The sequence below is a fragment of the Marinobacterium sp. xm-m-312 genome (assembly GCF_013283295.1).
Classification (GTDB): domain Bacteria; phylum Pseudomonadota; class Gammaproteobacteria; order Pseudomonadales; family Balneatricaceae; genus Marinobacterium_E.
Genome location: NZ_WBYS01000002.1, coordinates 241,322 through 255,092 on the forward strand (window position 1 = coordinate 241,322; position 13,771 = coordinate 255,092).

Sequence of the window (13,771 nt, forward strand, 5' to 3'; positions counted from 1 at the left end):
TTGAGAAAATTAACTCAGTAACGTATTCATAGTTAAACGCAAATTATACAGACAAACAGGGACTATCCGTTGACCGATTTTCATCAATTTCATCTAAATCTACTGAAGCTTGGCTATAACAACCTTATAAAGCAGCCACCTTTCAACAGTGACGAAACCTTAACAACGGAGTCCGATGAGCTGCTTGCGCTGTTTGAACAGACAATCGCTGCCTACGAAGAGCACTCAGCGGACGCGTTTGAACTGGGCCAGACCCTAATGACGCGAATCGTGGGAGCATTCCCACAACACCTACCCCTGCTATCTCGCGATTTACTCTGGCTATTTGGCGGTGATTGTATTCACTATCTGGGCGATGAGGAGATTGCACAGTACCAAGCACTCGACGAAGCACGATTCGAGCAAGAGTCACAAGATGCAACAATCGACTATCTTCAGCTACGAAATATGATGATTACGCCGTTAGACGATAAGAGACATTAAGAAGAGGAGATTGGAGCGGGAAACGAGGCTCGAACTCGCGACCTCAACCTTGGCAAGGTTGCGCTCTACCAACTGAGCTATTCCCGCAAAAATGGCGTCCCATAGGGGGTTCGAACCCCTGTTACCGCCGTGAAAGGGCGGTGTCCTAGGCCACTAGACGAATGGGACGTCGTAGACAATACATTGGAGCGGGAAACGAGGCTCGAACTCGCGACCTCAACCTTGGCAAGGTTGCGCTCTACCAACTGAGCTATTCCCGCGGATGGCGTCCCATAGGGGGTTCGAACCCCTGTTACCGCCGTGAAAGGGCGGTGTCCTAGGCCACTAGACGAATGGGACAACACTTAATGTATTGCGTTCCTCTGTGAGGAGGCGCAAATAATACGGAGCACCCTATTAGCCGTCAACCCCTCATTTCGAAAAAATTACAATTTTCCTCGAATATTTGAGTCAACTGATTAAATTCTAGGCACCCTCCCCGTTAAAACCTCTAACCTGTCAAACGGTTGGCACGATAATCGGCAATCGCCTGCTCTATCTCATCCGTTGTATTCATGACAAACGGACCATACTGTGCAATTGGCTCACCGATCGCTTCACCCGCAATCAACATCAGTCTCGCCCCCTCTGCACCCGCTGTCAGTTGAATCGCATCACCGTCGGACAACTCGGCTGCCTCATGGATCTCTAGCTTATCATCAGCAAGATAACCCGTCCCTTCGAATAGATAGACAAAACCTGACAGGTTCTCAGCGACAGGCAGTTCAAGCTCGGCATTCGGTGATAAACGAACCTCCATAAAAATGGGCTGACGACTGATCCCTGACACTGGCCCAGTGTAGTGCTGACCATCAAACTCAAACGAACCCGCCACCAATCGAATGAAGGCATTAGGTAGTTGAATCTCGGTGATCTCCTCGGGTTCAATATTTTGATAAGCCGCCGGCTTCATCTTCTCGCTTGCAGGTAGATTGACCCATAACTGGAATCCGCGCATTAAGCCGTTCTCTTGCTGAGGCATCTCTTCATGAATCACACCGCGCCCCGCTGTCATCCACTGCACACTCCCTGGACGCAGGATCCCCTCATTACCCATATGGTCACGATGTTTCATTAAGCCATCGAGCATGTAGGTGACTGTCTCAAAACCACGGTGCGGATGGGCAGGAAAACCGGCAATGTAGTCATCAGGATCGTCTGACGAGAAGCAATCCAACATCAGAAATGGATCGATGCGTGCGAATTGGCTTTTGCCTACACTGCGACGAATCCGAACCCCAGCACCATCCATACTGTCGACGCCGGGCACTCGACGCTTAATCACTCGGTTCATAACGATTCTCCTTTTTATTGTCGTTTCAGCCGTTTACACAAACGCTGCTCGAGCCTGTTCTAGTGACTGATCTCGATGCGTATCCATCGCGAGCCCTTCAGCCAAAACAAGACGAGTATCTTTAAGCCCAATAAAGCCTAGGAACTGTTTTACAAAATCAACCTGGAAATCCTGACCCTGCTCTGCGTAAAGACCACCACGAGTTGCAACTAGGTATACGGGTTTATCTTCGATTAGACCTACTGGGCCTTGTTCTGTGTAATGGAACGTCACCCCAGCACGAGCCAGGTGATCAAACCAGGATTTAAGCTGACTTGGAATATTGAAATTGTACATTGGCAAACCGATAACAATCGTATCAGCCGATTTAACTTCAGCAAGCAGTGCGTCAGCAAACTCAACGATAGCACTCTGTTCAGCGTCACGCTCTTCAGCCGGACTATTCAATGCTGTTACTCGGTAAGCATCCAAATGAGGTACAGGATCACTAGCTAGATCACGCTCGATGACCACGCCATCACTGTTTTCATCCAGCCATTTATCAACAAAGCTTTTCGCCAGTTGCGCTGACTGACCATTGTCACCAAATAGAGAGGTTTTAATATGAAGTAGAGTCGCCATTTCAATATCCTTTTAAAAAATTATCTGTTTGATGAGGTGATAATCTCATCTATAATTTCGATGATAAATAGCAAAATTTAGATTTATATGATCGATATATTAGATGAAATGAGATGATATCTTTAGAACAGTGGCAAGCTCTGATTGCTGTAGCGGATAGCGAAACCTTTGCGAAAGCAGCCGAATCAATCAATAAAAGCCAATCAACACTAAGTTATGCCATCAAACAGATTGAGCAGAGTACCGGCGTAATACTTTTCACCACTCAAGGTCGGCGTGCGGTCTTGACCACAGAGGGTGAACAGCTAGTGGTTCATGCCCGCGAGCTGATCGCACGAGCAACCCGCATTGAGACTCTCGCCAGTCAGTTTGCATTGGGCGCAGAGGCTCGTATCAAACTTCGTATTGAGGCAATTTACCCGAACAGCATCATTCTCGAGGCGCTAGAACGTTTTTCAAAACAGCAACCGCAGACCAAGATTGACTATCAACGCTCTGTTCTTAGCGGTTCTGAGCAGGCTCTGCTAGAGCGGAATGCCGATATAGTCATCGGTGGTCGCGTGCCACCAGGGTTTGTCGGTCAGAGTTTAGGACGATTTAGATTTGTAGCGGCCGCTGCCCCCTCTCACCCACTGCATCAAATTGAGACACCCATTACCCTCGAAATGCTTCAAGAGCACCGACAACTCGTCGTGAGAGACACAGGCGTTCGTAATATTGATGCGGGGTGGCTCGGGGCCAATCAGCGTTGGACGCTCGATTCGCCCGATCTCTCTATTGAGGCTGCTATTAAGGGCATGGGGTTCGCCTGGTACGCCGAAGCGCTGATTGCAAATCACCTCGCCAGCGGAGCGTTAAAACCCCTCAATTTAGCAGAAGGCAACGAGCGCTTTGCAGAGCTTTACCTAATACTGACGCATGGAGAAACATCCACTCCAGGAGTAAAAGCGTTAGCGCACCTGATCACCGAGGTTCAATCAGAGTTTTGTTGAGGCTCAATTCTTACTGGGTCAGATGTGTCTGATGCGCCTGCTGTATAGGGAGATTCTAATTCAAGCGAGGCTTTTTCAACCAACTCCGCCGGTAGCTCTTTCTGAACAGAAACACCCAGCTCTTTAAACTCAGCCGCCTGTTTGATGAGGTTCCCCTTACCTGAGTAGAGCTGACCCAAGGCTTTATCGTAACTGGTGCGCGCACTGTCGAGCTTACGTCCAACATCTTGCATACTCATAAGGAAAGAGCTGAGTTTGCTATAGACTTTTTCTGCACGGTCGGCCAGCTGAGCACTGTGTTTTGATTGATCTTCAAAGCGCCACAGCTGACGCACAATATTCAAAGCCGTTAATAGCGTCGTTGGTGTTGCCACCAGTACCTGCTTTTCAATGGCCTCTTGGAATAGCGTCTCATTGTATTTGAGCGCTTCAACATAGGCCGATTCAATCGGCACAAACATCACAACCACCTCTGGTGAGTTGAGCCCATTGAGCTTGAAATAGCTTTTGTCGGATAGCTCTTTAATGCGAGCTTGCATCGCTTCAGCATGCTCTTTGAGCGCCTGAGCCCGCTCATGGGGATCTTCCGCATTTACGTAGCGTGTGTAAGCAGATAGTGAGGTTTTGGCATCAATAATCAAATGCTTGTTCTGTGGAAGATAGACCACAACATCAGGGCGCTGTCTCCCCTCTTCAGTATTGATGCTCACTTCACGCTTGTAGTCTTTACCTCGGCGCAATCCACTGGAATCGAGGACATTTTCGAGCATCAGCTCACCCCAGTTACCCTGCATCTTCTTCTGACCCTGAAGCGCGGAACTGAGTCGCTCAGCTTCCGTAGTAATTTTCGCATTGAGATCTTTTAGCTGCTGCAGTTCCGTCGTCAGCTTGGAGCGCTGCTCGTTATCAAACTGGTGTATCTTCTCGATGCGCTCTTTGAACCCTTTCATCTCAGACGTCATCGGTTTTAACAGAGCGTCCAAACGCTGCTGGCTCTGCTCCTGAAAGCTTTTCCCTTTCGCTTCAAGAATCTCTTGCGCCAGCGCTTCGAACTCCCTTTTTAAAAGGGTACGACTCTCTTCCAGCTGTTTGATCTGCTGAGCGAAATGCACCTCTTTCTGCTCAAGTTCAGTGTCACGACGCGCTTTCTCTTCACCCAACTGCATTAGCTGGTTTCGTAACTGAGCCGACTGCTGCCTCTCAACCTCCAACTCGCCTTTTAACTCAGATAGACGGGACTCCTTTTCTGCAATCAGGGACTCTTTATAGGTCAGTTGAGACTCGACCACCGCCAACTTAGATTCAAGCTGCACTTGCTGTTGAGCCACCTCTGAAAGTCTATGGGCAAGGGATGAGCGGTGCCATAGATAACCCACAACTATGACAACAACACTGAAACCTAACGCGACTAACAACTCCAAAACCCACTCCTAAAACCGATCAAACAGCTTGTTCAAATTAAGGACACAGATTAACCTGTTTCAATAAGTGGACCCAAGCCCCGAGTTAAGAAATAGAGCATTTAATGACGATAAAAACCGCCATCATTGGCTATGGATTTGCAGCTAAAACCTTTCACGAGCCTTTTTTAAGAACACTTGATGGCTATGAACTGATTGCAGCTAGCGGATCTAATGCAACCGAGGCCAAACAGTACTGGCCTGAGATGATCGCCTATCGCCACTATCAAGAGATGCTCGAATCGAGCAGTGCGGAACTCTACATTGTCACCACTCCAAACGATTCCCATTTTGAGATCACTCAGGCTCTGCTTAAAGCCGGAAAGCGGGTTATCCTCGACAAGCCCGCCTGCACATCGAGTTCACAGTTGAACGAGTTAATTCGTTTAGAGAAGGAATCATCGGGCTCGGTCAGCATCTTTCAAAACAGACGCTGGGATGGTGACTTTCTCACCCTTAAAAAGCTACTTAGGTCAGGTCGATTGGGTGAAATCAGACGTTTTGAGTCGCACTTTGATCGTGCCAGGCCAATCCCTAAAACTCGCTGGCGCGAACTTCCCGGTGAGGGAGCGGGCATCTGGTTTGATCTTGGGCCTCACCTTGTTGACCAAGCCTTGCAACTCTTTGGTAAACCCTCAGCCGTCACCGCGGATATCAGGACGTTAAGGGAGGGAGCTTCTGTTGATGACTATTTTGATGTACTGCTTCACTACTCAAACACAGTCGTTAAACTGCACAGCTCACCCTTCTGCTTTGGCCGCCCTCTAAGATTCGATGTTCAGGGAACCCAAGGTCGATTTGTGAAATATGCACTGGATCCTCAAGAGGCGCAGCTGATTAACGGCAAAGCATTCTCTACGCCAAGTTGGACCGCAGAGGAGTTTGCTAATTTTGGCAGATTGCATAACGAACAAAGCGATGAGAGGGTCACAACAGAGCCAGGCAATTACGCCCAGTTTTTTGAGCAGGTTAAAGGCTTTATAGAGGGTGTTGCAGAGAACCCCGTCCCTTTGGAATCTGTTGTCGATCAAATCGCCATTATTGAAGCGGGATTTCTATCCTCACAGGAACAGAAGAGTATCGAGCTCATTTAGAATGTATCGGTAGGTCCTGCACCTTCACGAACAATAACGACTTCGTCATCTGTCAGGTTTAGCACTGTCGTTGGATCCATACCGCAGTATCCACCATCGATAACAAGATCAACAGCATGCTCTAGCAACTCGCGAATTTCATAAGGATCAGTAAGAGGCATCTCTTCATCAGGCATGATCAGAGTCGTACTCATGATCGGCTCGCCCAAGGTTTCTGCGATGGCCATGGCAATTTTATTATCCGGTATGCGAATCCCTATGGTACGGCGCTTAGGGTGCATTAAGCGTCTAGGCACTTCCGTCGTCGCGTTGAGAATGAAGGTATAAGCACCAGGAGTATGTGACTTAATAAAGCGGAACATACTGTTACCTAACTTTGCGTAGGTTCCAATCTCTGAGAGGTCACGACAGACCAGCGTGAAGTTATGCTTATCATCGAGCCTGCGAATACGCTGGATACGCTCCATGGCGTTCTTATCACCAAGGTGACAGCCTAGTGCGTAGCCTGAATCCGTCGGGTAGATAATCACTCCACCCTTATTCAGAATTTCAACAGCCTGTGACACCAATCGCGCTTGCGGGTTGTCGGGGTGAATCGAAAAGAACTGGCTCATAATAACTCCGTGCCGTTAGGCACATAACTGCTCAACGATGACTCGTTGCGCATCAAAATGGGGATAACGACCAAGTGCAGTCCAACGTTGATCGGGGGAGTGGAAGTCACTACCTGCTGAGACCCAACAATTTGCTCGATCAGCCAACTTAATCAGTTCATGCTGATGACCAGGCGTTACGCCAGGATAGCTCACCTCTAACCCATCAGCCCCCGCTGAAAGCATGTCTGCCATCAGTTCACGAAGCTTAGTGAAGGTCATCTTGTACTTGGTGGGGTGAGCCAGAATCGCCACACCGCCGGCCTCTTTAATCAGAGCAATACTCTGCTCGATGGCAGGCCATTCCGCTTTAACATCGCCCGCACAACCTTGACCTAAGTATTTATCAAAGGCCTCTTGCATCGACTCGACTTTACCCAGCTCTAATAGCGCCTGTGCAAAGTGGGGGCGACCAATTTGACCCTCTCCTGCATACTGTTTAGCGAGGTCAAACAGACCTCGAGCAACACCGCGCTTCTCTAATCGCTCTGCAATCTTCTCTGCACGTTGGTACCTGAGCTGGATTAAGTGATCCATATAACCGTCAAACTTGTCAGAACTGGGATCGAAGCCAAGTCCCACCAGATGAATAACGCGACCACGCCAGTCACAGGTCAACTCAACACCGTTTATAAACTGGATGCCGTGGCGATCTGCTTCCGCTTTCGCTTCAGCCAATCCACCTAAGGTATCGTGATCCGTCAATGCCATGACCTTCACATCGGTTTTGGAGATGCGCTGCACTAACTCCGTTGGACTTAAGGTGCCATCGGAAACATTACTGTGCATATGAAGGTCAAATTGACCGATTGCTGGAATCATCATTTTTAACTTTGCGTTTGAGCTTTTATACTGTGGCAAATTTTTTCAGAGGTTCTTTATGAAGATACTACTCGATTTTCTTCCAGTTATCGTCTTTTTTGCGGTCTATAAGTTCACCAATGACATTTTGTTGGCGACCGCTGTTCTAATACCGGCAACCCTTTTGCAGATGCTCTACTCTTGGAAAGTTCAAGGCAAGATCGAGAAAATGCAGCTTGTGACACTGGTCTTAGTGGTTCTACTGGGTGGTGCAACGCTCGCCTTTCAAGACAAGGCGTTCATCCAGTGGAAGCCGACCATCGTTAACTGGCTATTTGCGGTAGGCTTTTTGGCCACACAGTTCATTGGCGATAAGACCGTCGTTGAGCGTCTGATGGGCTCAAGCATGGAGTTACCCAAAGCGGTATGGTCACGTTTGAATCTTGCTTGGGTCGTTTTCTTTGTTGCAGTCGGCATCGTCAATCTCTACGTTGCCTACAACTTTAGTGAAGAGATCTGGGTCGATTTCAAACTCTTCGGTATGCTCGGTTTAACCATCCTTTTCATCATTCTTCAGGGCCTCTATATTGCAAAACATGCAAAAGAGCCTGAAGCACCCACCGAAAAATAGAGGTGTTTATGTACTACGCTATTATCTCTGAAGATAAACCTAATTCACTGGATCGCCGATTGGCTGCTCGCCCTGAGCACTTAGAGAGACTTAAAGCATTAAGTGCTGAAGGTCGACTTCTGGTTGCAGGCCCCCACCCTGCGATCGATTCTGAAGATCCGGGTGAAGCAGGGTTCACAGGCAGCCTAGTGATCGCTGAATTTGCCTCTCTGGAAGATGCAAAATCTTGGGCAGATGCGGATCCCTACGTCGCCGCTGATGTCTACGCAGAGGTTAAAGTAAAGCCGTACAAAAAAGTTTTACCTTAAATCACATTTTTTCAAATCTTGGTCTACAGTTAAATTAGGGTTAAGACTCGCCCAGTTAATATAGGCATTAAGACTTAACAACAGGTCGAACAAGATAGGAATTAGATAATGAAAAAGATCGCACTCGCTACAAGTATGTTACTAGCTATTGCTAGCGGTTCAGCAATGGCCCATGGCGAAAATGCTGGCTACCTAGTCTCTGCAACCGATGGCTCGTTTGTACGTGACGGTAATGGAAACTGCATCATGACTCCAAACTCAACACTTATGGAGCCGGCTACAGAATGTATGACTGCAGCTCCTGCTGTTGAAGAGGAGATGGCAAAACCAGCAGAACCAAAAATGGTCGAAGTCGATGCCAAACGTAAATTTGCTGTCTACTTTGACTTCAACAGTACCAAAGTGGGCTCACTTAGCAGCGTAATTGATTTTATTAAATCACTTTCATACGTTGAGAGCGTTAAGCTAGTAGGCTACGCAGACCGCATCGGTTCAGACGCTTACAACCAGAAGCTATCACTAGATCGTGCTACCGCTGTTGCATCAGAGCTTAAAGGCGCTGGCGTTACAGATTGGAAACTACGAGTGGATGCTAAAGGTGAAACAGCTCCGGTAGCGAACTGTACTGGCAAAGGCGCTCAACTAATCGCCTGTCTTCGTCCAGACCGCCGTGTCGACATCGAAGTAGCAGGTGAAAAAACTGAGAAGCAGATGTAATCTAAGAGTTACACACGCTTCAAGAGCCGGCGCGTAGCCGGCTTTTTTGTATTTAAGGTATCTGAAGATGTTTAAGACTTTCGCTCTGTTTGCTCTTTTATCCAGCCCCCTAGTCATGGCCAACGACTATGAGCCGCAAAAGGTGGTGTATCACATCAACTATGGGGATGAATCACGCATTGGTCACACCTTCAGCAACATCTCAAATCATATTAATGAATTGGGTGAGGACAGTGTCGAGATCAAAGCGGTTATCCATGGTGAAGCGATCGAATACTTTATGTCGGCAGTTGACGATACCGCTAAACAGGGCGCCATAGATACGCTGAAGTTTATGGGGACAGAGTTTGTCATTTGCGGAAACTCACTGACCGGATACAAAATAGGCTACGACGCACTTTACGATGTCAGTGAAGAGGACGTTGTCAAAGCCGGACTCCCTGAAATCGTCCGACTGCAGCAACAGGGTTATATCTACGTTAGACCCTAGATGCCAACACAAGCTTTAGATACAAAAAAGCCGCTTCAAGTATGAGCGGCTTTCTTATGAGCAGGTGTTAACCCTCTGTCTTGGGAGGTTCTACTCCAAGACGCTGTGCAGCGATGACAGCTTGGGTCCGACTGTGGACACCCAACTTACGAAGAATCGCCGTCACGTGAGCTTTGATGGTGGCTTCAGAAACGTTTAAATCGTAAGCGATCTGTTTATTCAATAGTCCTTCCGTCAGCATCGTCAGTACACGGAACTGTTGTGGCGTCAAAGAGGCAATCGCTTCAGCAAACTTCTGATCCTCGTCTGTAACAAGGTCATCCATTGACTCTTCTAACTCCTCTGGCAACCACTCATCACCTTGAAGAACAGCAACAATCGCTTCTGAAATGGTCTCTAGCGGAGAAGACTTAGGAATAAAGCCTGACGCGCCGTAATCGATCGCACGCTTCATAACATGAGTCTCTTCACTGCCTGAGACGACAATCACTGGAACACCAGGGTGTTGACCACGAAGGAATACCAGACCAGAGAAACCCTGAGCACCTGGCATATGGATATCCAAAAGCACCAAGTCAGCATCACCATGCTCTTCAACGGCATTCTGAACAGACTCAAGAGTATCCGCTTCGATAATCTCCACTCCGGAAACCGCTTGGGAAACCGCCTGTTTCAGCGCTGCACGAAACAGTGGGTGATCATCCGCAATGATAATTTTTTGAGCCAGTTGCATAGTATTCTCCGACAAGCCTAGAAAGGCAGTATAGCGCTTTTTTGTAGGGTATAAGTTAATCGAATAATGGATTAGTTTCCAGTTCAAATGGAAATAAAAAAACCCACGACGAGTCGTGGGTTTTTTAATAAGAGTGTTTAGCTCTTACGATTCATGCGGTTTTCGATCAGGTCATCCACCACACTTGGATCTGCCAAGGTAGAGGTATCACCAAGAGCACCGAAATCGTCTTCCGCAATCTTGCGAAGGATACGACGCATGATCTTACCAGAACGCGTCTTAGGTAGACCGGGTGCGAACTGAATCAAATCCGGTGATGCAATTGGACCAATCTCTGTACGTACCCAGTTACGCAGTGTCACTTTAAGCTCATCAGAAGCTTCCATGCCTTCCTGCAGCGTTACGTAACAGTAGATACCCTGACCTTTAAGATCGTGTGGGTAACCTACCACCGCAGCTTCAGCAACCGCTTCGTGAGCGACCAACGCAGACTCAACCTCTGCGGTACCCATACGGTGACCAGATACGTTGATTACATCGTCTACACGACCAGTGATCCAGTAGTAGCCGTCCTCATCACGACGTGCGCCATCGCCCGTTGTGTAGTAGCCAGAGAAACTAGAGAAGTAAGTCTGACCGAAACGTTCGTGGTCGCCCCAGATTGAGCGAGATTGACCAGGCCAAGAGTCCTTAATGACAAGGTTACCTTCACCTGCACCTTCAATCTCTTTGCCATCGTTATCCAGTAGCGCTGGCTGAACACCGAAGAATGGACGAGTTGCTGAACCCGGCTTAGTCGCTGTCGCACCAGGTAGAGGTACGATCATGATGCCGCCTGTCTCAGTCTGCCACCAAGTATCAACGATTGGGCACTTACCAGCACCCATAACACGGTTGTACCACTCCCAAGCTTCAGGGTTGATTGGCTCACCAACCGAACCTAGCAGTTTAAGAGAGGATAGATCAGAGTCGCCTAGAACATCTTCACCTTTCTGCATCAAGGCACGGATGGCCGTAGGCGCGGTGTAGAACTGGTTAACTTTGTGTTTTTCGATAACGCGACCAAAACGGCTCATGTCTGGGTAGCTTGGAACACCTTCAAACATCAGTGTCGTAGCACCGTTTGCTAGTGGACCGTACACAATGTAGCTGTGACCTGTTACCCAACCCACATCGGCTGTACACCAGTAGATATCACCCTCTTGGTAATCAAAGACGTACTGATGGGTCATTGATGCGTAGACTAGGTAACCACCTGTGGTGTGCTTAAGACCTTTAGGCGCGCCAGTAGAGCCTGAAGTGTAAAGAATGAACAGTGGATCTTCAGCGTTCATCTCTTCAGGTGGGCAATCAGCAGAGGCTTTTGCCATCTCCTCTTCATACCAAACATCACGGCTCTCATGCCAAGCAACATCTTGATCAACGCGGTTTACAACAACCACTTTTTCACAGAACTTAGCTGCACCAGGGTGAGTCAGAGCTTCATCAACGTTCGCTTTAAGTGGAACCGCTTTACCACCACGAAGTGAGAAGTTAGAAGTCACAACCAGTTTAGAGTTAGCGCCTTCTATACGAGCTGCAAGCGCTTCTGGAGAGAAACCACCAAATACAATCGAGTGAACGGCACCAACACGAGCACAAGCCAGCATAGCGACAGCGGCTTCAGGGATCATTGGAAGGTAAAGAGTGACTACGTCACCTTTACTAATACCCTGCGCTTTAAGCACGTTGGCAAACTTACATACACGCTCGTGAAGATCGCGGTAAGTGATCTTTTCATCTTCTTCTGGGTTATCACCTTCCCAGATAATCGCAACCTGATCGCCACGAGTCTCTAAGTGGCGATCCAAACAGTTTGCTGCAACGTTCAACGTACCATCTTCGAACCAACGGATATCAACATTATGAGTATCAAACGATGTGTGCTTAACCTTAGTGAAAGGCTTGATCCAGTCGATACGCTTAGCTTGCTCAGACCAGAACGCATCTGGGTTCTCAACTGACTGCTGGTACATCTCGTTGTATTTAGCTTCATCAGCATGGGCGTTAGCAGCAAACTCTGCAGATACTGGGTAGATCTTATCGCTCATTAGTTCTTTCCCTTAGATTGATTGGGTACGGCAATCATTGCCACACTCTATTTATTAAAGTGCGATATTTATAACCTGAGCTACCCTAAGTCAGAATTAGACATTGGTCTGTTCAAAAGGACTCTTTAGTCTAAGTAATTCAACAGAATCCTATTGCATAGTCGAAATGAGGCTTTAGAATTCACTGCCAGTGCCCCAGTAGCTCAGCTGGATAGAGCAACCCCCTCCTAAGGGGTAGGTCGGACGTTCGAATCGTCTCTGGGGTGCCAGTCTCCTATCTCTCTTTTCACAATGAAAAACAGATTATTTTTACTGATCAATTTGACAGATCCCAGACCCTAAACTATACCTTAAGTCATATGACATAAATGACCCGAAGGACAGTTGTACTGATGAGCTCTTTAGACAATAGCCGATACCTTGATCGGACCGAAGCCGCTAAGATTTTATGCGTGGATGATGAGGAGTTTGTCGTTAACTCGCTTCGCAGGGTGTTACGTTCAAGCCACTACGAAGTTATCGGTTTCACATCGGCACCGGAAGCCCTGAAGTACCTTGAGTCCAATGAAGTTGATCTGATTGTTTCTGACATGCGAATGCCTGAGATGAGAGGTGATGAATTCCTGGCAAAAACCATGTCGATCACACCCAATACGGTTCGTATTCTACTGACTGGTTATTCAGATTTTGATATGACCGTGAGTGCCATTAATGAAGGTAGAATTCACCGCTACATGTCCAAGCCCTGGGACAATAGTGAACTGCTTGCGATCATTAACGAAGAGCTCGTTCAAAAACAACGTGATGATGAGAAACGTAATTACGATGAGCTAGTGAAAAGCCTAACTGCGACTGATCCACTGACCGGTCTACTCAATAGAACGGCTCTGATGGAGCAAGTAGAGGCTCAAGCGATTGTTGGCACGGCCTTGCCAGGCGTTGCACCCTCCTACCTAATTCTCTTAGATGTAGATAATTTTAGCTCTATTGTTGAGTCTGTCGGGCCTCAAACCAGTGAGGACGTTTTAAAATTGGTCGGCAGACTATTAAGCTTTAATCTTCGCTCAGGCGATATCATTTCTCGTACCGAGGACGATGAGTTTGGCATCATGTTGAATCAGTATGCTCCCGAGGACTGTATTAACGGCATTATGGAACGGGTCAGAATGAAACTGGCCTCACGTAGCTATCTAGTGCGAAACCAGAAAGTCGACATACAAATCACTCTAGCAGCCAAGGCAATCGATATCGGTGATGACCCTGAAGAGCTCTATAAAGCAGCGAAAAAAGCGCTGAAATTCGCAAAATCCGAGGGAAAGAATCGCTCAGAAATCGCTGACTAAACGCCTAGTAACAAAAAAGCCC

At 47.7% G+C, this 13,771-nt stretch carries 15 protein-coding genes and 5 tRNA genes; 9 read left to right on the plus strand and 11 right to left on the minus strand.

The annotated features are described in order from the left end of the window. Positions 1–69 precede the first annotated feature (69 nt). Positions 70–483 (plus strand): PA2817 family protein, encoded by a 414-nt coding sequence (locus XMM312_RS03820; RefSeq protein ID WP_173481393.1) that lies wholly within the window; start codon positions 70–72, stop codon positions 481–483. 11 nt (positions 484–494) lie between these two features. Here the strand turns inward: XMM312_RS03820 and XMM312_RS03825 are convergent. The 6 genes from XMM312_RS03825 to XMM312_RS03850 all read right to left on the minus strand — a co-directional run bounded on the left by XMM312_RS03825 (position 495) and on the right by XMM312_RS03850 (position 2,437). Further along, positions 495–570: transfer RNA gene (locus XMM312_RS03825), tRNA-Gly, on the minus strand. Positions 571–575: 5 nt separating this feature from the next. Continuing rightward, a tRNA-Glu gene (locus XMM312_RS03830) sits at positions 576–651 on the minus strand. Positions 652–667: 16 nt separating this feature from the next. Then, a tRNA-Gly gene (locus XMM312_RS03835) sits at positions 668–743 on the minus strand. 3 nt (positions 744–746) lie between these two features. Next, positions 747–822: transfer RNA gene (locus tag XMM312_RS03840), tRNA-Glu, on the minus strand. 151 nt (positions 823–973) lie between these two features. Next, on the minus strand, positions 974–1,816 hold the full coding sequence (locus XMM312_RS03845; protein ID WP_173481394.1) for a pirin family protein: 843 nt from the start codon (positions 1,814–1,816) through the stop codon (positions 974–976). A gap of 33 nt (positions 1,817–1,849) precedes the next feature. Further along, positions 1,850–2,437, minus strand: coding sequence for an FMN-dependent NADH-azoreductase (locus XMM312_RS03850; RefSeq protein ID WP_173481395.1), 588 nt, complete (start codon positions 2,435–2,437; stop codon positions 1,850–1,852). A 113-nt stretch (positions 2,438–2,550) separates the two neighbouring features. Here XMM312_RS03850 and XMM312_RS03855 point away from each other — a divergent pair, with 113 nt between their 5' ends. Further along, entirely contained in the window at positions 2,551–3,429 is an 879-nt protein-coding gene (locus XMM312_RS03855; RefSeq protein WP_173481396.1) for a LysR family transcriptional regulator, read from the plus strand. On the opposite strand, the gene rmuC is transcribed toward XMM312_RS03855, so the two are convergent. Next, positions 3,411–4,850, minus strand: coding sequence for a DNA recombination protein RmuC (gene rmuC, locus XMM312_RS03860; RefSeq protein WP_173481397.1), 1,440 nt, complete (start codon positions 4,848–4,850; stop codon positions 3,411–3,413). The genes XMM312_RS03855 and rmuC overlap by 19 nt on opposite strands. A 104-nt stretch (positions 4,851–4,954) precedes the next feature. Here rmuC and XMM312_RS03865 point away from each other — a divergent pair, with 104 nt between their 5' ends. Beyond that, on the plus strand, positions 4,955–5,983 hold the full coding sequence (locus XMM312_RS03865; RefSeq protein WP_173481398.1) for an oxidoreductase: 1,029 nt from the start codon (positions 4,955–4,957) through the stop codon (positions 5,981–5,983). On the opposite strand, the gene XMM312_RS03870 is transcribed toward XMM312_RS03865, so the two are convergent. Beyond that, the gene (locus XMM312_RS03870; RefSeq protein WP_173481399.1) at positions 5,980–6,597 is read right to left on the minus strand and encodes an L-threonylcarbamoyladenylate synthase; all 618 of its coding nucleotides are present in this window, start codon (positions 6,595–6,597) and stop codon (positions 5,980–5,982) included. The two genes, XMM312_RS03865 and XMM312_RS03870, sit on opposite strands and share 4 nt — an antisense overlap. Before the next feature lie 15 nt (positions 6,598–6,612). After that, a complete protein-coding gene (locus tag XMM312_RS03875; RefSeq protein ID WP_173481400.1) occupies positions 6,613–7,461 on the minus strand; it encodes a PHP domain-containing protein in 849 nt (282 codons plus the stop codon). A 55-nt stretch (positions 7,462–7,516) separates the two neighbouring features. Between XMM312_RS03875 and XMM312_RS03880 the strand changes: the two genes are divergently transcribed. The 4 genes from XMM312_RS03880 to XMM312_RS03895 all read left to right on the plus strand — a co-directional run bounded on the left by XMM312_RS03880 (position 7,517) and on the right by XMM312_RS03895 (position 9,583). Then, the gene (locus XMM312_RS03880) at positions 7,517–8,068 is read left to right on the plus strand and encodes a septation protein A (protein ID WP_173481401.1); all 552 of its coding nucleotides are present in this window, start codon (positions 7,517–7,519) and stop codon (positions 8,066–8,068) included. 8 nt (positions 8,069–8,076) lie between these two features. Further along, the gene (locus XMM312_RS03885; RefSeq protein ID WP_173481402.1) at positions 8,077–8,376 is read left to right on the plus strand and encodes a YciI family protein; all 300 of its coding nucleotides are present in this window, start codon (positions 8,077–8,079) and stop codon (positions 8,374–8,376) included. 108 nt (positions 8,377–8,484) lie between these two features. Further along, complete coding sequence (locus XMM312_RS03890; protein ID WP_173481403.1) at positions 8,485–9,093, plus strand: OmpA family protein; 609 nt, start codon at positions 8,485–8,487, stop codon at positions 9,091–9,093. 67 nt (positions 9,094–9,160) lie between these two features. Further along, positions 9,161–9,583 (plus strand): DsrE family protein, encoded by a 423-nt coding sequence (locus XMM312_RS03895; RefSeq protein WP_173481404.1) that lies wholly within the window; start codon positions 9,161–9,163, stop codon positions 9,581–9,583. Positions 9,584–9,650: 67 nt separating this feature from the next. On the opposite strand, the gene XMM312_RS03900 is transcribed toward XMM312_RS03895, so the two are convergent. Beyond that, positions 9,651–10,316 (minus strand): response regulator transcription factor, encoded by a 666-nt coding sequence (locus XMM312_RS03900; RefSeq protein ID WP_173481405.1) that lies wholly within the window; start codon positions 10,314–10,316, stop codon positions 9,651–9,653. A 137-nt stretch (positions 10,317–10,453) separates the two neighbouring features. Then, a complete protein-coding gene (acs, locus tag XMM312_RS03905; protein WP_173484600.1) occupies positions 10,454–12,406 on the minus strand; it encodes an acetate--CoA ligase in 1,953 nt (650 codons plus the stop codon). Between the two features lie 192 nt (positions 12,407–12,598). On the opposite strand from acs, the gene XMM312_RS03910 reads away from it, so the two are divergent. After that, a tRNA-Arg gene (locus XMM312_RS03910) sits at positions 12,599–12,675 on the plus strand. A 123-nt stretch (positions 12,676–12,798) separates the two neighbouring features. Beyond that, positions 12,799–13,749, plus strand: coding sequence for a diguanylate cyclase domain-containing protein (locus XMM312_RS03915; RefSeq protein ID WP_173488737.1), 951 nt, complete (start codon positions 12,799–12,801; stop codon positions 13,747–13,749). Positions 13,750–13,771 lie beyond the last annotated feature (22 nt).

Excerpts from the sequence above, each read along its gene's own strand:
- XMM312_RS03845 (WP_173481394.1), bottom strand. The coding sequence starts at position 1,816 with ATGAACCGAGTGATTAAGCGTCGAGTGCCCGGCGTCGACAGTATGGAT.
- XMM312_RS03850 (WP_173481395.1), bottom strand. The coding sequence starts at position 2,437 with ATGGCGACTCTACTTCATATTAAAACCTCTCTATTTGGTGACAATGGT.
- XMM312_RS03855 (WP_173481396.1), top strand. The coding sequence starts at position 2,551 with ATGATATCTTTAGAACAGTGGCAAGCTCTGATTGCTGTAGCGGATAGC.
- XMM312_RS03865 (WP_173481398.1), top strand. The coding sequence starts at position 4,955 with ATGACGATAAAAACCGCCATCATTGGCTATGGATTTGCAGCTAAAACC.
- XMM312_RS03870 (WP_173481399.1), bottom strand. The coding sequence starts at position 6,597 with ATGAGCCAGTTCTTTTCGATTCACCCCGACAACCCGCAAGCGCGATTG.
- XMM312_RS03875 (WP_173481400.1), bottom strand. The coding sequence starts at position 7,461 with ATGATGATTCCAGCAATCGGTCAATTTGACCTTCATATGCACAGTAAT.
- XMM312_RS03880 (WP_173481401.1), top strand. The coding sequence starts at position 7,517 with ATGAAGATACTACTCGATTTTCTTCCAGTTATCGTCTTTTTTGCGGTC.
- XMM312_RS03885 (WP_173481402.1), top strand. The coding sequence starts at position 8,077 with ATGTACTACGCTATTATCTCTGAAGATAAACCTAATTCACTGGATCGC.
- XMM312_RS03890 (WP_173481403.1), top strand. The coding sequence starts at position 8,485 with ATGAAAAAGATCGCACTCGCTACAAGTATGTTACTAGCTATTGCTAGC.
- XMM312_RS03895 (WP_173481404.1), top strand. The coding sequence starts at position 9,161 with ATGTTTAAGACTTTCGCTCTGTTTGCTCTTTTATCCAGCCCCCTAGTC.
- XMM312_RS03900 (WP_173481405.1), bottom strand. The coding sequence starts at position 10,316 with ATGCAACTGGCTCAAAAAATTATCATTGCGGATGATCACCCACTGTTT.
- acs (WP_173484600.1), bottom strand. The coding sequence starts at position 12,406 with ATGAGCGATAAGATCTACCCAGTATCTGCAGAGTTTGCTGCTAACGCC.
- XMM312_RS03915 (WP_173488737.1), top strand. The coding sequence starts at position 12,799 with ATGAGCTCTTTAGACAATAGCCGATACCTTGATCGGACCGAAGCCGCT.